The sequence below is a fragment of the Candidatus Obscuribacterales bacterium genome (assembly GCA_019744775.1).
In the GTDB taxonomy this organism is placed as follows: Bacteria; Cyanobacteriota; Vampirovibrionia; order Obscuribacterales; family Obscuribacteraceae; genus SBAT01.
Map to the genome: position 1 here is coordinate 87,676 of JAIETZ010000006.1, position 20,987 is coordinate 108,662.

Consider the following 20,987-nt stretch of genomic DNA (forward strand, 5'->3'; position numbering starts at 1 on the left):
GCACAAACACTAACCGGCACTGCCGGCACGATTGGTTTAGTTTATGCTGCAGGCGACATCAATATCGGCGGAAACATCACCGGTATCTCAGACTTAAAACTGCGTAGTTCAGCCGGTGGATTTACTGCGCAAAACGTTACCATAACGCGCACCGGCTTAAACTCCTTAATGGGTATCAATGTGTCGCAAGACATCACAATGGCCAACACTTTCAACTGGTCATCCAGCTGGGACGGTAATGGTGGATTCATGGGACTCTATTCCGCAGGTGGCGGACTGAATTTAGGAACCGCCGGCAACAGCAGCAGCAATTCAATTAGTACAGCCGCCAGCGGTGCCACAGGTTTTGGCGGAAACATGATCATAGTCACAAGAAATTCACTGGTTGACTACAACACGACAATTACTTCAGCCGGCGGCTCCACGTCGGGTAACGCCGGACAAATAAGCATCCATTCACTAACCGGATCACTGGACTTCTATAGCCGCTACAACACCGTTACTCACAACAATTCAAGCATTCTTGCCAATTCCAACAGCGGAGCCGGTGCCCTCATTGACTTACAAGGATATAACGGCATTAACTTCTTGAGGGACAATAGCTTATCAGGCGGCACAACTAACGCCACTGTTAGTGCCAGCGGCACAACAGCCGCCGGCACAATACTCTTCTGGAACTTCACCGACAGCGGCATCCTTAACATGTCGGAAGCCATTGCTGTTTCAGCCACCGGCACCAATGGTGGCATCTCGGCTAACATTGGACAAACATCAACAATCAATGGCACCCTCACAGCGCCTTCCGTACTTTTGCTCACCGACTATCTAAATGAAACTATCACCACTACAGGTGCTATAACTGCTTCCGGCAGCGGTACTGCGGTCAACATGACCGGACTTGGTGCCAATTTCGTTCTCAATGGTAACGTTACTGCTTCTACAGCATCAGTTGGAGTGGCATCACTTGGATTAACTATCGGCAGCTCATCGACAGTGTCAGGAGTTGGCGCAACTCTCACCACATTCAGCTTAGCCAACTCCGGTGTGGTTACTTCAGCCACAACCGGCACTCCAGTAACGCTCACAAGCACAGGACCACTCACGCTATCCGGAACGGGAGCATACAACCTGACTGGTGGCGGTCCTAACACGTTGACAATTTCAGTTACCGGTGGGGCAACTCTTACCGTCAACGGCACCAACACATTCAACCCAGGAAGCGCGGGTACAGTCAACTTTAATGCACAAAACTATGGTAATTCCATCGTCTTCGGCACCGGCACCAAGACCATAACCGCTGCCACAGGTACAGTAAACATCAGCTCACCAAATGTCACTTTCCAAAGTGGTACCAGCCTTTCTACCAACTTAGGTGCAGGCAGAACATTAACAATCAACTCCGGCGGTGGCGCCAATCCATTAACAATAACCGGTCCAGGCACGGGTAATACAGCTTCGCTGGTTGTTTCCGGCGGCAGCTTCTCTATCTCACCGACATCAGGACAAGCAGTTATCTTTACCGGCGGCGGAACAATCAACTTTACTGGTGGCGCAACCACAATATCAACCGGGTCTAATGCGGACATCACAATTGGAACGAACATCGGCGGAGCAACTGCCAAAACAATCAGTGCCAACGGCACAGGTGACATCATTCGTGTAGGTGACAGCACTGTTTCCGGAACAACCGTTGCTCTCTCGTCCGGAACCGGCGACATTGGCACATCGACTATGTTTATTCAGACAAGCGCCAGCTCCAGTCTGACAGCAAACTCAGGCAGCGGCGGCACTGCCTTCGTCACCAACGCCGGGGCTGTGAGCATCGGTGCTTCGACTGTCGGCAGCACATTCTCTTTAACCACCACTGGAGCCTCAGCCAACCTGACTACTACAGGCGCCATAACATCCAGCACCGGCACTCTTACAATTACTACAAACGGCAACCTAACAGCCTCGAACGCACTTTCCGGTAATTCATTAGTATTGGTAACATCATCAGGCAGTAACGGCACCATTGCCTTAAATGCGAATGCCACCGGCACCACTGGAATAACCGCTACTACCGATGGCACCGGTAACTTCACCAACGGTGCATCCAGTGCAATTTCCACGTCCGGCAATACACCCATATCAATCACAGCTAATGATGTTACCCTCTCCGGCACAATGAGCGCCGGCAGCGGCACTGTAACACTGGTTCCCAATGGCGCAAAATCGGTTTCATTTTCCTCAACTGGCGGCACGTTCTCTATTGCCGCGTCCGACATCGGAGCAATTACCGCGGGCACTCTAATTGTCGGTACAACAGCACAAGCCGGCGGTTTTACCATAGGCGGTGCGGTCAACGTTGCCGGCGCCGGACCAGCTGGTGTATTCAATCTTCAATTCAACAATGGTGGCGCCTTCACTTCAGCCAACCAGACGATAACTATCGGCGCCCGGACCCTGACAATAAATACGTCCGGGGCTTCCAGCACTACCCAGCTAGGTGGCATCTCCGGCAGCAGCGGCTCAGTTACCGTGAGCTCCGGCGGCACACTGACTATTGGCGTAGGTGTTAGTTCCAACCTTACAATGTCGGGAGCTTCAACCATCAACTTGTCTACTAATGGTAATAATTCCGGAATTGCCGTTAATGCCAATATTTCCACAGGCTCAAGTGGTTCTGTCACCATCAACGCTAATGGCTCAGGAAGCATTAGCCGTTCCGGATCTGTGACCGTCAGCGGTCCGACGGTTACCTTAGTCTCAGGCTCCGGAAATATCGGCGCGTCAGGAACAGCAATCTTAACTGCGGCCACAAACACTCTCACCATTAATACAGGTGGCAGCGGTACGGCCGATGTATCCAACGCCGGAGCCATCACTCTTGGTGCTTCGACAGTGGGCAGCAACTTTACATTCACGACAACCGGCTCCTCGGCTAACATCGGCACATCCGGAGCCATCACTTCCACCAGCGGCACATTGACTCTGACCGCCAATGGCAATATCACAGCCTCCAATGCCTTCTCCGGCAATGCGCTTGTTTTGCAAACGTCATCTGGATCTAACGGTGCCGTAACTCTTAATGCCAATGCAATCGGTACAACTGGTGTCACCATTACAACAGATGGTACAGGCAATGTCACAAACAACGGCGCCACGTCAATTTCCAGCACGAATGCGCCGATAACAATAACCGCAAACGACGTCTCCTTCACCGGCGTCAATGCCGGAACAGGCACCGTTACCCTTCAGCCAAATGGAGCTAAAGCAATTTCCATAAATGGCTCGAGTGGAACCTTTACCGTGCTGTCAACCGACTTATCGGCCATTACCGCCGGGACATTAATAATTGGTACTACATCACAAGCTGGTGGCATGACACTGCAAGCGGCCCTTAACCCAACCGCCAATTTGCAACTCCTAAATGGCGGCAACTTTACCTCGGGTGGTCAAACGATAACGATGGGGTCAAGGACCCTGACTATTAATGCGCTAGGAACAACGACTGTCAACGCCATAAGTGGTAGTGGTTCAACTACACTCTCAGTCAACGGGGGCACCGGACTTACTGTCAATGGCATCGTCAACATTAGTGGTATTGGCGGAACAATAAATCTCACTACATCTAATAACGGCTCTATTGCCTTAAATGCAGATGTCGGACAAACCGGCGTGACGACAAATATCAGTGCTAATGGTTCGGGTAACATAACAAATGGTGGCAGCATAGTTTCAGGCGACTTTGTAAACCTAAGTTCCGGTACAGGTAATATCGGAACCGTTGGAACACCTATTCAAGTCGGTCAAACAGGAGATAAGTCCGTAAACACCGGAGGCACAGGCTCCGCATTTATCACCAGCGCCTTTAACCTCAGCTTAATTACCTCTACGGTTGGTGGCACTTTCACAGTTACTACAACGGGCGCTTCGAATATAATCGGTGTAAATGGTGCCCTTACATCTACTTCCGGAACATTGACACTTACCTCAAATCTCGGCAGTGTCGTCGTCGGCAATCCCGTGTCAGGCAATACGGTTGTCTTACAAACTGGTTCTACTTCCAACGGAACCATAACTATTAATAGCAGCGGATCTGTTACCGGGACAAATGGCGTCACCATAACTACTGATGGCACGGGCGATTTGGTAGTATCAAATTCCAATGCTATCTCCTCTACCAATGCTGCAATCGCAATAACAGCCAATACCGTCACGCTAGGCACCGGCACCATTAATGCAGGCTCCGGCACAGTTTCACTTCTACCAAATGGCGCTAAGTCAATTGCTGTTGGCGGGTCCGGTATTGGTGGTACATTCTCAATATCGGGAACTGAACTCGCCGCAATAACAGCCGGTACTCTTATCGTCGGCACAACTACACAGACTGGAGGCTTGACAGTCAGTGGTGCTATCAACGTTTCCGGAACTGGTGCCGGAACGTACCATCTACAATTTAACAATGGCGGCAACTACACATCCTCCGGTCAAACAATTACCTTAGGCGACCACAACCTCACGGTTAATTCACTGGGAACCATCAATTCAGGCACAGTAACAGGCAGCTTAAGCACAGTCAATATGACCAGCTCGAGCACAACGACAATTTCATCAGCAGTAACGGTGGGCTCATCTGGCACTGTTTCCTTAACAACAACAAGCAACGGAGCCGTGACAGTTAATGCCAACCTCGGCGGCGGCTCAAGCACTACAATAACCACCAACGGTACTGGCGATGTCACCAATGCCGTCTCTACCACAATCTCTGCTGCCAGTGGCGGCACTATCTCTATTACCGCAAATGACGTAACTTTCTCCGGCTCTGTTAGCGCGCCATCAGGAACAGTCACTATTCTTCCCAATGGTAACAAGTCGATTACCGTTGCTGGGGGCGCCGGCACGATGACCATTGCGGCATCGGACTTGTCCGCAATTACAGCCGGAACGCTTATACTGGGAACCACTACAAATTCCGGCGGTTTGACTATTAGCGGAACAGTCGATGTATCAGGCGCTGGACCAGCCGGCGTTTACAACTTGCAATTAAATAATGGCGGTGCGTTTACATCCTCAGGTCAAACGATCAATCTAGGGGCAAAAACGCTAACCGTCAATACACTAGGCGCCTCCAGCACAACGACTCTCGGCGCAATCAATGGAACCACCAGCAATGTCACAGTAAGTTCCGGAGGCACACTTACACTCAGTAGCGCCATGGCAATTTCAGGAACGGCTACTGTTAGTTTGTCCACAAACGGCAATAACTCCGGCATTGCCATCAATGCCAATGCTTCGACCGGTGCAAGCGGTAGCATTGCCCTAAATGCAAATGGGTCCGGCACCATTTCCCGCACAGGCGCAGTGACACTCACATCCGGCACCTTACAGCTCACTTCCGGCACAGGTAACATCGGCTCCGGAGGCACTCCGATTCAGACAGCCGCGAGTATTTTAACTGCCAACACAGGCAGTCCCGGAACTGCCACCATAACCAACGCCGGCGCTGTAACACTCGGCGCTTCAACTGTCGGTGGCAATTTCTCTGTAACTACAACAGGCGCTTCTGCCACTATCGGAACCTCGGGAAATATCACATCAACTTTCGGCAGTCTAACGCTGACAGCCAATGGCACCATAACCACATCCAACACTGTATCTGCCAGTACATTAATATTGCAAACATCATCTGGTTCCAACGGTGCGGTCAACCTTAATGCCAATGCTACCGGCTCAAGTAGCGTAACTATCACAACTGATGGTACCGGCAACGTCACCAACGCCGTCTCGACTTCTATTTCCTCTTCAATTGCTGTTACCATCACGGCAAACGACGTTGCATTTTCCGGATCCGTCAGTAGTGGGGGTAACTTATCACTCATTCCCAATGGTGCCAAATCAATTACAGTCGGATCAGCCGGAGGTACATTCAATGTGCAATCAGCCGATCTTTCCGCTATTACCGCCGGAACACTTATCGTCGGCTCAACTTCTCAAGCCGGCGGACTGACAATTGGTAGCGCACTCAACGTATCCGGCTCCGGTGCTGGTGCATATAACCTACAATTCAACAACGGCGACGTCTTCACATCCTCGGGTCAAACAATTACTCTTGGCGCCAAAACGCTCACCGTCACTACACTAGGAGCATCAAGCACCACCACGCTGGGCGCCATCTCCGGAACCACCAGCAATATCACCGTCAGCTCCGGCGGCACACTCACTGTTAGCGGGGCTATTGCTGTATCAGGCACTGCAACCGTGCAATTGCAAACTCCCGCCAACTCTTCTCAAATCGCTATAAATAATAATGTTTCAACAGGATCAGGCGGCACAATCAATATTACTAATACCGGCAACGTTAGCAGATCCGGAAGTTTCACATTAACATCAGGTACGGTTAACTTCCAGAACAACGGCGGCACAGTAGGCTCAGCAGGTACACCGATGCTCACCGCAGTTTCAAACTTAACCGTCAATGGCACCAGTTCCGGATCAAGCACCATCTCAAACACAGGCGCTGTGAGTATTGGCGGCTCATCAATTACAGGTGACCTATCAATTACTACAACTGGAGCATCTGCCAACATCACCACCACCACCTCATCAATCCAATCAATATCGAACAGCCTCACCCTCATAGCAAATGGCAACATAACGACTACCAGCGGCGTGAGTGGTTTTACGGGCTTGACACTGCAAACATCATCCGGTACAAACGGCAACATAAACTTGCAAGGCAGTCTTAACGCTGGCGCTCCAAACGGATCAGTCGTTATAACGACCGACGGAACCGGTAATGTAACGAGCACAACTCAGCCGATAAACGGCGCTAATAATGTGACTATCACAGCCAATGATGTAAGTTTCGGAAGTGCAGTACTTGCCACTACACTCACCCTAATTCCAAATGGCGCAAAGTCCATTTCCGTCGCCTCTTCATCGGGCACATTCAGTGTCACCACCAGTGACATCGCGCAATTTAATGCTGTCGATATTGTTATTGGTACAACTGCTCAAGCAGGTGGTCTAACCGTCGGTGGCGCACTCAATATCTCAAGTTCCACTTTCTCATCGTTGCAGCTCAACAATGGTGGCAACATTACGTCATCCGGTCAAACCATTACTCTTGGTGCCAAGCCCCTATCCATCAACGCTGTCGGCACAATCACCTATGGCAGCATCGTGAGCACAACCGGCAACATATCCATGACGTCAGGTAGCACTTTGAGTATCCCAACTGCAATAACAATCTCAAGCAGCGGCATTATATCCCTTACCACCAATGCAGCCAATGCTGCTATCACAATAAGCGCCAATGTTAACGCTGGTGCTTCCGGCATTATCAACGTCAGTGCCAATGGTTCAGGAACAATTACCCGCTCCGGCAGCGTAACACTGACAGCTAATACAGTAAACTTGACTTCAACCAGCGGCAACATAGGTGCATCAGGAACACCAATTCTCACGGCGGCCGGAACTCTAACCGCAAATACGGGCGGCTCTGCCACAGCCGATATTAGCAACACCGGCGCTTTGCTCATCGGAACATCCACAATCGGCGGCAACTTCTCTGTGACAACAACAGGGGCTTCCGCCACCATCGGCACATCGGGGTCCATTACTTCTACAAGCGGCATACTCACCCTCACAGGCAACGGCACCATTACAGCTTCCAATGCTCTTTCTGGTAACGCATTAGTACTCCAAACATCTTCAGGCTCTAACGGTGCTATAACCCTGAATGCCAACGCTACCGGAACAACCGGTGTCACGATTACAACGGACGGCACTGGTAATGTAACGAATGCCGGCTCCACGTCCATTTCCAGCACCAATTCCGCCGTTACCATTACGGCAAATGACGTTGCCTTTTCCGGCACGGTCAACGCAGGCACTAATACAGTCACGCTACTTCCCAATGGCTCAAAGTCAATAACAGTTGGTTCAGCCGGAGGCACCTTTAACGTACAATCAGCCGATCTGTCTGCCATCACAACAGGAACTCTTATCGTAGGTACCGGTGCGCAAACAGGCGGACTAACAGTAGACAGCAATATTGATGTCTCCGGAGCTGGTCCTAGTGGTGTCTACAATCTGGACTTCCGCAACGCCAGCAGCATCACTTCCGCCGGACAAACCATCACGCTGGGTGCCAAATCCTTAAACATCCAAACCTTTGCTTCTAGCTCAATCACCCTCGGCGCTATTTCCGGCACAACAAGTCCTGTAACAGTGACATCCAGCGGCACATTAACCATCGGTGCAGCCATTGCTGTTTCTGGTACAGCAACCATCAATTTGTCTAGCGGCACCAATTCCGACACCACTATTAATGCCAATATATCCACCGGCGCCAGCGGTGCTATCCAAATCTTTGCCGGTGGCACCGGCTCAATTACACGATCTGGTGCTGCTACTCTCACTTCCGGCAGCGTTAGCCTTATGACCATAACTGGTTCTATTGGCTCTTCCGGAACTCCGATACTTACCTCCACCGCATTATTAAGCGCAAACACCGGCAGTCCTGGCACTGCAACTATTTCCAATGCTGGTGCTACAACTCTAGGTTCATCAGTTGTAGGCGGCAACTTCTCAGTCACCACAACTGGTGCCTCCGCTAACCTGAGTGTGGCCAGCAATGCCGTTTCTACCAACGGTACTCTGAGCTTAACGGCCAATGGCACCCTTTCAGCCGCGGGTCCATCCAGCGGAAATATTGTTCTATTAACTACATCATCAGGTTCCAACGGTGCTATTACTCTTAACAACAACGTCACAGGTACCAATGGCATCACTATAACCGCTGATGGCACGGGAAATGTCACCAACGCAGTTTCAACGTCCATAAGTACAACTAACTCACCAATATCCATTACCGCAAATGATGTCGCCTTTTCAGGATCTGTCAATGCCGGCACGAACAATATTTTTCTTAATCCCAACGGCGCCAAGTCCATTTCTGTAGGTGGAACAGGTGGCACTTTCTCCGTGACAGGAAGTGACCTCTCGGGAATTACTGCCAGTACTCTAACTATTGGCGATTATTCTATAGCCGGCGGACTAACCGTGTCAGGCAGCATTAATGTATCAGGCTCAGGCGCGGGTGCTTACAATCTGCAGTTGTATAATGGCGGCGCTTTTACTTCCTCCGGGCAAACAATTACTCTGGGCGCTAAATCTTTAGAGATCACCACCCTTGGAGCATCAAGTACCACAACGCTGGGTGCCATCTCTGGCACAACTAGTTCTATCAACGTCAGCTCCGGCGGCACATTAACAGTAAATGGTGCAATAAATGTTAGCGGAACCGCTACCGTTATTCTGTTCGCTAACGGCAACAATTCAGCTGTGTCCATTAATGCCAATGTCTCAACAGGCGCAGGCGGCGAAATTGATGTTACTGGCAATGGTTCCGGCAACATTACTCGCACCGGCGCTGTCACCCTAACCTCCGGAACCGTCAGGCTTTTAAGCTCATCAGGTTCCATCGGTTCTTCCGGTACTCCAATTCAAACAGCTGCAACAACATTGACCGCCAACAACACGTCTACCGGAACTGCAGATATCACTAATGCCGGTGCAGTCACCCTGGGAGGATCATCAATAGCCGGCAATTTCTCGGTAACTACGACAGGAGCCTCCGCGACCATCGGCACCTCAGGCTCTGTGACCTCCTCTACCGCCACCCTTACCTTGAGCGCCAACGGCACCATCACCGCATCCAACGCCCTCTTTGGTGCGTCTGTTGTGCTACAAACCTCTTCTGGATCAAATGGCAGCGTGACTCTGAATGCCGATACCACAGCCAGTGGTGGCAGTCTCACTATTACTACCGATGGCACCGGCAATGTCACCAATGCCGGATCCACCAGTCTCACCTGTGGCAGCTGTAGTATGTTAATTACCGCCAATGATGTCACATTCTCCGGCTCCGTCAATGCCACCGGCGGCAACACAGTCACGCTCAGACCCAACGGCGCCAAGTCCATTTCTGTAGGAGGCACCGGCGGCACATTCTCAGTTGCATCTTCCGATCTGTCTGCCATAACTGCTGGAACTCTTGTCGTCGGCACAACCGCTCAAGCGGGCGGACTTACAGTAGCAAATGGTCTTAATGTATCCGGCTCAGGCGCAGGCGCTTACAACTTGCAATTCAACAACGGCGGTGCGTTCACATCTTCCGGACAAACAATAACGCTTGGTGCTAAGACTCTTACCATCACCACCACAGGAGGCTCCAGCACAACAAATCTAGGTGCAGTTAATGGCACCACCAGCAACGTCACTGTAAGCTCCGGCGGCGCACTTACTGTGAGCGGTGCCATGTCAATCTCAGGAACGGCCACTGTCAGTCTGGCTACCAGCGGGAGCAACTCAGCTATCTCAATTACAGCCAATGCCTCAACCGGGGCGAGTGGTACGATGAGTCTCAATGCAAATGGTTCCGGCACAATCACACGTACTGGAGCCGTGACACTAACATCCGGCACCGTCAACCTAATATCTGGCACCGGAAATATAGGAAGCGGTGCAACTCCAATTCAAACAGCCGCCAGCATTCTTACTGTTAATAGTGGTAATCCTGCCACAGCTGATATTACAAATGCCGGTGCTGTCACTCTAGGAACTTCCACGGTTGGTACCAATTTATCAATTACAACCACGGGAGCTTCTGCTAATTTAGGCACTTCTGGTGCTATCACGACCACTCTAGGCAACATGTCCCTTACCGCCAATGGCAACATCACAATTTCCAATACTCTCATCGCTGGATCAACCGGCAATACCCTCACACTAACTACTTCTTCCGGCTCCAACGGCACCATCGCCGTTAATGCCAACGCGACTGCAAACAACGGCAATATAAACATAACGACAGACGGAACCGGCAACGTGACTAATGCTGTCTCCACGCAAATTTCAAGCAACAACATTACAATAACTGCCAATGATGTGGCATTCTCCGGCACACTCGTCGGCGGCTTGAGCGTCAGCCTCCTACCAAATGGAAACAAATCCATCTCCGTCAATGGCACGGGCGGTACCTTCTCCGTCACTGCCGCCGACCTTGCGGCAATTGCAACTACCACCCTAATTATTGGCACAACTGCTCAGTCGGGCGGCCTTACAATTATTAGCGATTTCAATTCTCCGGTATCAATCTTAACTTTTAGGAACGGTGGCAATTACACCGCTGCCGGAAGGACCATTACGCTCAATTCTGCTAGTCTTACAATCAACGCTCTTGGAACAGTTGACACCGGTTCCACTACAGGGACCAACAATACCCTAAACATAACCGGAGGCGGTATCACCGTATCAGGCAACCTAGTAGGCGACTTAGGAGCACTTCTGACGACAACCAGCAACGGCAGTATAGCTATCAATGGCAATGTAAATGCGGGAGGCAACGAAGCAGACATCACAACAAATGGCAGCGGTTCAATTACACGTTCTGGAAATGTCACCATTACAGGAAGCATAGTTCGCTTAGCCTCCGGCACCGGAAATATCGGGACAGTCGGCACTGCCATTCAAACAACTACAAACAACATACTCTCTATCAATACCGGTGGCAGCGGCACTGCCACAGTTACCAATACCTATGCCGGACCAATCTTGCTCGACACATCCACCGTTGGCGGTGACTTCTCTCTCTCGACCACTGGCGCATCAGGAAATCTCAACACATTTGGAAACGTTACTTCAACTAGTGGAACACTGACGTTTGCAATTAATGGAACCATCCAAATCGGACATGCAGTCTCTGGAAATGCGGCAATTGTCCAAACGTCCTCAGGGTCCAACGGCAGCATTCTTGTCAATTCTAGCGCTGGCAGTTCCCTAACCGGCACCACCGGTGTCACCATCACAACTGATGGCTCAGGGGTGCTCTCAGTTGCCTCCGCTAGAACAATATCTACTACTAACGCTCCAATTACAGTTACCGCTGAAGACATATTATTGAGCGGCTCGCTGAATGCAGGAACCAATACCGTCACTCTTGTACCAAATGGTAGCAAAGCCATTGCTATATCCGGCGGCGGTGCCACCTTCAATGTTGACAATGGTGAACTTTCGCGGATAACTGCCGGCACTCTGATAGTAGGCTCAAGAGCTGTCACAGGCAATCTCACAGTAAATGGTGCTGTTAACGTATCCGGTTCAGGAGCCGGTGCTTACAACTTGCAATTCAACAATGGCGGCACATTCACATCATCAGGACAAACAATTACACTCGGCACAAAGAACCTCACAATCAGCGCCTCGGGTATTGTCACACTTGGCACCATTAATGGTTCATCTGGAACTGTGTCCGTGACATCCGGCAGTGCACTTACCATCTCCAACGCTCTATCCCTAAGCGGAAGTGGAACGATTACATTGGCTACGGACACCGGCAACACAAATGTCGCCCTGAATGCCGCCGTCTCTACCGGTGCATCCGGGATCATCAATATCACAGCTAGTGGCTCCGGCGATATTACGAGCGGCAATTCAGGAATAGACCTTACAACAGGCACCGTCAATCTCACGTCCGGCAGCGGCAGCATCTACAGAGTTGTTGGCTCAGGTCCTATTTCGGTCTCCGCATCTTCACTGTCTGTTAACACCGGTAATCCTGGTACTGCCCAAATTCTTACCAGTGGCCCTATCACTCTAGCCACGTCTTCTGTAGGAGGCAATTTCACTGTTACAACTGCTGGATCAATTAATACCTCAGGCACTGTCACTTCCGTTAATGGAACGCTGAACTTGGATGCTGCAGGTACTATCACCGTTTCTAATCCAATGTCCGGCAACTTCGTGCTTCTACAGACACACGTTACATCAAATGGATCCGTTGCACTAAATGCCAACCTTACCGGCACAACGGGTGTCAATATCACAACTGATGGAACAGGCAACGTTACTAATGCCGGATCAACTTCAATTACTGCCGTTGATCAGCCAATCAATATTACAGCCAATAATGTGACCTTCTCTGGTACGGTTAACGCAGGCACTACCGGAATCGTCACATTGAAACCCAATGGTGCCAAATCAATTTCTGTCGGAGCTTCCTCCAGCACATTCAATGTAACTTCAACGAATCTCTCAGCCATTACTGCTGGAACCTTAAATATCGGCTCTCAATCCGACGCAGGTGGACTTACTATAGGAGGCGCAATCAACGTCTCTGGAAGCGGCGCTGGTGCCTTCAACCTCTACCTTAACAACGCCGGCGCAGTTACGTCCTCCGGTCAAACAATAACTATTGGCAGTAAACTCCTCCAAATTACAACAACAACCCCATCCGGCACAGTCACACTAGGAACCATATCAGGTACAACAGGCAGCATGACTGTGACATCCGGTGGAAACATTACAGTTGGCTCTGCAGTAACATTCAGCGGCGTTGCCGGTGGCGTGTCACTGGTAGGGCAAACGAGTTCCAACGCCAATATCGCCATCAATGCCAACGTATCGCTCGCCGCCGGCTCGGGCGCCATTACTCTTTTGACTTATGGAACAGGCAATATAACTAGATCTGGCAGCGTCACGCTTACTTCTGATTCCGTTCAATTTGTAACCGACACTGGCAGCATTGGTTCTGCCGGCACTCCAATGCTCACTGCCGCCACCCAAAGCTTGTCTGCCAATACCGGCAATTCAGGAGCTGCATACATTAGCAATGCCGGTGCGATTTTCCTAACTACCTCGTCAGTGGGTGGCGACTTCTCAGTCACAACAACTGGAGCCTCCGCCACTCTCGGCATCACAGGAAATGTAACATCTACTAATGGCGCAGTGACGCTTGCCGCCAACGGCACCATTACAGTCTTCAATCCACGTACCATATCCGGAAATACCGTTGTCCTGCAAACATCCTCAGGTTCTGGTGGTTCGATTACCTTGAATGGCAACGTCACCGGTACCGGCGGGGTGACTATCACTACCGACGGAGCAGGCAATGTAACCAATGCTGCCACCAAATCGATAAGCACAACAAATTCCCCTATCACCATAACAGCTAATGACGTCTCATTCTCAGGCACGGTCAATGCCGGTACGAGTTTAGTAACGCTCCAACCAAATGGAGCCAAGGCAATTTCTGTTGGTTCAACTGGCTCAACATTCTCAGTTACGAGCAGCGATCTCTCCGCGATTACAGCAGGAACACTCATTGTCGGCACTACTTCTCAAGCAGGCGGTCTAACCATAGCCAGCTCACTTAACGTCTCCGGCTCAGGTGCGGGTAATTACAATCTGCAATTCAACAACGGCGGCAATTACACAAATTCTGGAAACACACTGACACTTGGCTCCAAGAATTTAACAGTAACATCTCTGGGCACCGTTAATACAGGCACCGTAACAGGCACATCAACAACGATAGCAATGACATCCGGAACAGGTATGACGGCATCAGGTGATATCACTGCTTCTGCTGGTTCTGTAGCATTGACTAATACCGGAAACGGTACGATGGCAATTAACAACAACATTACTGGTTCAACGGGTGTCACTATGGCAACGAACGGAGGCACCTCAGATATTAATGTCATAGTCAATAAGACTGTAAGCGCCACTACTGGCGATGTTTCTCTGACCACTCCAACAGCAACAATAAATGGCAAGCTTACGACAGCCAAAGATGACGGCAACGTGATAGTCCAAAACAGCGGCGCTCTAACTATGAATGGAACAGGTACTCTGGAAGTCACAGGAAATGGCTACCCAACGATCAATGTTCAAGCCGGTGGTGCCAATGCTCTGAATTTAAATGGCTCGTTTACCTACAATTCATGTTCATCTTGCATGGTGCAATTACAATCAGCTGCTTCAGGCGGCTCAGTTGTCGTCGCCAATAATTCAACTCAAACAGGCAACAACGGCGGCTACTTCCAATTCATAGCTCCGCAAGTCACCTTTAGCGGCAATGCCACCGTAAACAACACAGACGGATATCTGGATCTGACCGGCAATACGTTAAGTTCAACAATTACCTTTGCCGACAATTCCACCGTTAATCTCAATCTCGGCACCGGTACCGCCTTCATTGGTTCATACGATACTCATGCCTTGGTCATCAACAAGACTGCCGGCGCCAATACCGCGACACTAAATGTTACCGGCGAAGTACAGACTTATTCATATGGCGCCAACCAAACGCTTGCCGCCAACGTCGTTCTTCAATCCGACAGCAACATCACTTTCAATGTCGATGGCGGCACTCTAACCACCAACGGCTCCATCGTCTCCACTATGTCCGGAGGCACCATAACACTATCCGGACATGACTCCAACCTGACCCTTGCCGGCACACCACAACAAGTTGCAGTAACCGGCGGCGGCAACTCTGCAATCATCGTTCGCGCCAGCGGCACCAACCACACTGTCACCGTCAACTCCAGCTACACTCTTAATGCCGGCGCTTCCGGCTATGTCGCCATCGAAGCAGACAATTTGAGTGTCGGTTCAAGCGTCACAACTTCCTCCAACAGCCCAGTTGCCTTCTATGGACAAAACCTAACCCTCAGCGGTGGCGCTGTCGTTACCAGCCCCACAGGCGTGTCCTTGTTTGCCTCCGGTGGCTCCAATGTATTGACCATCACAGCGCCCGACGCCACCTCCGCTCAAATTTCCTCAACTGCCGGACTGGAATTCCATGGCAACAGCATTGTCTTCGCCAAATCAGCAGGCGGCAACACCACTTTCCTCAACTTGAATAATTCCCCTGTCTACATTCAATCAGTCGGCGGCAACGTTACTATAAATCCGAGCGTCACAGTGAGATCAAACAACGACATTACACTGCAAGCAAACAGCAATGCCGCCTTCAATATCAACGGCACTTTGGAATCAACCAAAAACGGCGGTGTCATCAGCCTCTCCGGCAACAACGGACTGACCATTGGCGGTACCACTGCCGGCACAGTCAAGGTTTCAGGCTCAGGAGCCAACTCCATCTCAGTATTCGGCTTTGGTAGCGGCTTGACTCTGAATAATTCACTGACACTAGATGCCGGCAGCTCAGGCACAGCAATAATAGGCGCTGCCTCCGGCAACATGACAATGGCAGCCAACAAGTCAATCACATTCGCAAATTCCACTGCCGGCAGCGTCCAAGCAACGACACTTCTTATGTCAGGCGGCAACACAATTACAGGCAGCAAGACATCAGGCACGGCACTCTCCATTTTCTCGCCTAATCCAAATCCATTTACTCTCAATTTGCAAGCTACTACAACCAATACCATCGCCTCAGGCGGTGGCGCCATCAACATCTTCTCTCCGAAAAATGTCACTGTAGGCATAAATGGTGGCGGACCGACAGACACTGCCACACTGAATTTGAATGGCGGTCCGGTAACGATTACATCTAATCAAGGCACGACGGTTATCAGCTCACGCGTGATTATCAATTCGCAAAATGACGTCACTTTCAATGTCAATCAAATTACCGTTGGGGCTTCCGGTCAAATCAATACATCCAACGGCTCGATTTCGCTGATTGCCCGCACAGGGACTATCAGTATTGGCAACAATGTCACCATGTACGCTAATGAGGGTAATTTGATTATTCAAAACACCGACAGTTCAGGCGGCACAATAGACATTGCCTCCGGCGCCAACCTAACCGGTTATACCGACAGCAACCCATCATTCGGTTACGTCAACATCGTTGTCGGTCCGATTCCATCAATGCCTGTTGTTGGAACTGTGCCTGCTAATGTAATCACCAATCAATCAGGTGGTGGCGTTATCTATTTCGGCGCCAGCAGCATTAACGCTTCGGCTCCGGATAACACAATTAACGCCAAAGGCCGCGATGTTGTATTCAGCACAGGCGAGCAAGGATCGTCTGCCATCACTCTTGGTGGCAACGTGACAATCACTGCCGACCCGCCGGAGCATCCAGCAGCCTCCAATACAATTACAACTGCCGAAGTGCCGACATTCATGAGCATGTTCATGAACTCCAGCGCTTTGACAGCAACCGATAGCACTTCCATAAACAGCCAACGAAATTCGAGCATCGCCACAACCGTCATCCCATTTGATTCCAGCCCGGCATCAAGTGTCAACACCTCAGTTGTCCAGGACACCATCGGCAATGTCGTCAATCAGGCTCTTGAGCAATCGGGCATCCTCGACGGCGCTCCTAAGGTCAAAGACAAAGACGAAGACAAAGAAAACTCCAAGAATCCCTACCAACCAATCAGCTACTCACCGGATCAACCAATCAGCTACTCGCCAGCAGTCGCCAATACGGCTAAGTTTGTTCCAGTGAGCAGCAGTCACAGCCTTTGCACTCTAGGTACATCCGGCACCAGCATCAAGTGCCTGGGCGGATCTCAGGTCTTCGTTGACGAGCCCAATGTCGTCGAGATAAGAAAAGGCGAAGCACTAATTGCGCCGACTAGAAAAGCCACAACGGTTGTTGCCGGTGATGTACGCATCACGCTACAGCCATCCAGCATTGCCACCATCGAGCATCATGCTCACACCGTAAAAGTCCGCACTCTATACGAACCGGATGCCACCTCAGTATCAATTGTCATCGAAGGCAAAGTTATTAATGTCGGCGTCGGTCAAGAACTCATCGTCGCAGACAACGAAGGTGAACTGCACAACCACCTACAAAACGACAACATCGGCAGACGCCGCATCAAAGTAAATCCAGTAGGCTCCAGACATGTCGGCACGAGCGAACTCTCACTCATCTCCTTCATCGAAGCCAACCCAATCCTCAATCAAATCGTCCACAGCCAAGATCAGGACGACAAAGCCATGATGGATAGACTGGTTAAAATGGCCGCCTGCTTAATGGTCTCCACCACCTCCCACGGCGCCTACAACGAAAGTTTGCAGAAGTAAACTCTCATGGAAGTCGTAGGGGCGCATTGCATGCGCCCTTTAGACGTACTAGACTGATCACCTTCTGCCCTCATCACGTAGTGCTTTCCAGTCAAGTCCGCCTAACGAATTTTGGCGACGAAATTTCTTAATGCGATCAATCACATCTTGCTTGTTTTCACAACTTTTAGGAACCATAGGAACCAGCATGGCTACTGGACGACCATGCTTGGTGATCGTTATTTGCTCACCTTTTTCCACTTTTTCAAGCAGACTTGAGAAGTGCGTCTTAGCTTCAAATGCGCCCATTTCCAACATAAGATAAACTCCAACTAGTTGCCAACTAGTTTAATACCTTTTCAGGCACGCGTCGAGCGATAGTCCTTTCCTAGGTCCCTCTCATTGCCCGTCCTGAGCAAGAAATAGATTAATGAGACCGTACACACAAATGTGGTATATTTGTGTATGCAGTTCCAGGAGAATGCACAATGCATAGAACCAACATTGAGCTGGACGAAAAGCTGGTCAAGAAGGCCATGAAACTGACGCGACTGAGCACTAAAAAGGAATTGGTAAATTATGCCCTTGCGGAGCTAGTCCGTCAAAATGAACTTAAAGGATTACTTGATCTGGAAGGCAAAATTCAGTGGGTTGGCGACTTGGCAAAAATGCGTGAGTCCCGAGTATGATTCTTGTCGATTCTAGTGTGTGGATTGATTTTCTAAATGGAGAAAATAGCCCACAGCGCCACGTTTTGCACAGGCTAATAAACGACAAGATTAAGATATCGATTGCAGAGATAATCATTACCGAAGTCTTACAAGGTCTCAAGCAGGAAAAAGAGTTTACAGTCATAAAAACCTTTTTTGAGAAATTGCATTTACATAAGCCCATGGGCACAGATACCTATATCAATGCAGCACAAATCTATCGAAACTGTAGAAGCAAAGGCAAAACTATAAGAAGTACCGTTGATTGCGTTATAGCAGCTATATGCATCGAGAATGACATGCCTATTTTGCACAGAGACAGTGATTTCGACATGATTGCCGCCTGCACCGCTTTGCGAGTACTAAAAATCTAATGTCTTTAATTGCTCATATTCACTCTTCACTACGCCACTGGAAACACACTGTATCGTATGTCGCTTCCAAGCCCTGGGTAATCATCTGGTGGCTCCGAAAGCATTTGGCTCCGGAGATGCCGCTTAAGTCGCGAACACGCTGGGGCGCCACATGGCTCGCCTACAATGACTTTCTCGGTGCCCACACGTTTTGCGGCACTGGTTTTGAAGACAACGAACAACAGTTTTTGTTGAATTACTTACAAGAGGGCATGACCGTAATAGATATCGGTGCCCATCACGGCTTCTATACTCTTTTAGCTTCTCAAAAAGTCGGACCAAACGGAAGAGTTATCTCCTTTGAACCGTCACCGCGTGAGTTAGCAAAACTAAAAGTACATCTCTCTCTCAACAACTGCAAGAATGTAGAAGTACAAGAAGTCGCTCTCGGCGCCGAAGAAGGCAAAGTCAACATGTTTGTCTGCGTTGATCACTCGGGATTGAATAGCTTGCGCCTACCAAGCGCTGAGACAAAAGCCACTGAGGTCGAAATTAAGCAAATTAGGCTCGACGATCTTTTAAAAGAAAAACAAATCAAGAAAGTAGATTTCGTCAAAATGGATGTGGAAGGTGGCGAACTAGCCGTCTTGAAAGGTGCAGACAAAATTCTCTTGGATGAATTGCGTCCACTCATAATTTACGAAATACAAGACATCCGCACGACTCCCTGGGGCTATAAGGCTGTCGAGCTTTATCAATTTCTCAAAGATCACAAATACAAGTCTTTCAACGTCACAACAAATGGCCGCCTCATCCCTTGTCCCGACAAACAAGAATTCGATGACAATTTAGTTGCTGTCCCTGAAGAAAAATTGTCCCTAATCGAAAAGTTTATTGCCCCAGAATTTACAGCTTAGTATCTTTCTTCAACATCAACTCAAATAGTTCGACGTATTCGGCAACTTGCTTTTTCGGATCAAACTGATTGAAGCGATTGATCGCCTTTTCAATCAAAGTTTCTTGCAATGGCTTGTCGTTGATTACTTCATCCATTGTGCGAGCTAGAGCTATACGATCGCGATTTGGAAATGTCCGGCAAGCATCCAGTGCGCACTCGGACAACCAACCGGATCGCGAAACGATCATTGGTTTTCCGGCAGCCAAAAGCTCCATCACAATTAGCGCTCCCGGCTCTTCCCAAGCCGACGGCAATACGCACACTCCAGCTTCGTTAATTGCATCGAAGAGTTCCTTACCAGTTAAAGAACCACGGAACCAGACATGTCCATCAAGATCCAGCCTTGAACATAATTCCTGCAAAAATTGCAATTGCGGTCCATCGCCAATAATCTGCAGCGTGTAACTACGACTGCCCAATCGATGCTGCTCGTTATTGTTTAAATATGCCAGCGCATAAAGCAGGTCATCGACACCCTTCTCCGATATTAAGCGACCGATAAATGTAAAACTAGTCTGGGATTTTGCCAGATTCGCTTTAGCAATTTCGGCACTGCCCACCTTAAAATCATCAACTTCGATGGGATTGTAAATTACCCATTGGCGGGGAAGAGGCTGGCGCCTTTCTTGATGAAGGCTGGCAGCCACGTTGGCATCGGCCAACAAACCGACAAGCCGTCTCAGCCAAAGCTTAATACCACCTGGAATTGCCTTAAATCCAAATAAGTGCAAGTGATACCGGAAAGAAGCCAAAGGAGTCATGGGCGCAGGCTTACCGGCCACCCAGCCCGCGCCGTCGACACACTGTAGCTGATAACCATGATGGGTCCAGCTAAATGGTTTATCAAGCAAGGTAGCCAGAAAAAACAAGCTGACGCTGGAGCCGTTGGAATGAACTATATCGTGGTCGGCAACAAGCTTGGCCCGCTCAATGAGCCCCGGACGCCTAACTAGCGTATATGGCACCAGACGATGGTTATCAGATGCGGTCTCAGTGACGACCGTCACTTCGTGACCGGCTTCAACCAAGCCCTTGGCCAGGCTGTGTCCAACGTCCTCAACACCGCCGATATTAGGCCAAAAGCTGTAGGAATAAAGCAGTATCTTCATAGGGGTCCGTCAGATTTAACATACCACG

6 protein-coding genes (1 of these 6 running past the window's edge) are annotated in these 20,987 nt (G+C 49.8%); 4 read left to right on the forward strand and 2 right to left on the reverse strand.

All coding sequences use genetic code 11. From position 1 onward, the window contains the following. Nucleotides 1-17,850: the 3' portion of a hypothetical protein gene (locus tag K2Y22_13550; GenBank protein ID MBX9879480.1), read on the forward strand. Its footprint begins 14,673 nt before the window's first position; the window shows 17,850 of its 32,523 coding nt (coding positions 14,674-32,523); its start codon lies beyond the left edge, outside the window; the stop codon is at nt 17,848-17,850. 57 nt (nt 17,851-17,907) lie between these two features. Here the strand turns inward: K2Y22_13550 and K2Y22_13555 are convergent, their stop codons facing one another. Beyond that, the gene (locus K2Y22_13555; protein MBX9879481.1) at nt 17,908-18,147 is read right to left on the reverse strand and encodes a type II toxin-antitoxin system prevent-host-death family antitoxin; all 240 of its coding nucleotides are present in this window, start codon (nt 18,145-18,147) and stop codon (nt 17,908-17,910) included. A gap of 170 nt (nt 18,148-18,317) precedes the next feature. On the opposite strand from K2Y22_13555, the gene K2Y22_13560 reads away from it, so the two are divergent. From K2Y22_13560 to K2Y22_13570, 3 genes are read left to right on the forward strand one after another with little or no spacing between them, the layout of a single operon-like run. Then, nucleotides 18,318-18,518, forward strand: coding sequence for a type II toxin-antitoxin system VapB family antitoxin (locus K2Y22_13560; GenBank protein ID MBX9879482.1), 201 nt, complete (start codon nt 18,318-18,320; stop codon nt 18,516-18,518). Further along, nucleotides 18,515-18,913, forward strand: a complete 399-nt coding sequence (locus K2Y22_13565) for a PIN domain nuclease (protein MBX9879483.1) — start codon at nt 18,515-18,517, stop codon at nt 18,911-18,913. Before K2Y22_13560 ends, K2Y22_13565 begins: the two co-directional genes overlap by 4 nt. Further along, a complete protein-coding gene (locus K2Y22_13570; protein ID MBX9879484.1) occupies nt 18,913-19,809 on the forward strand; it encodes an FkbM family methyltransferase in 897 nt (298 codons plus the stop codon). Before K2Y22_13565 ends, K2Y22_13570 begins: the two co-directional genes overlap by 1 nt. Here K2Y22_13570 and K2Y22_13575 read toward each other — a convergent pair. Beyond that, nucleotides 19,799-20,959 (reverse strand): glycosyltransferase family 4 protein, encoded by a 1,161-nt coding sequence (locus K2Y22_13575; protein MBX9879485.1) that lies wholly within the window; start codon nt 20,957-20,959, stop codon nt 19,799-19,801. The genes K2Y22_13570 and K2Y22_13575 overlap by 11 nt on opposite strands. Nucleotides 20,960-20,987 lie beyond the last annotated feature (28 nt).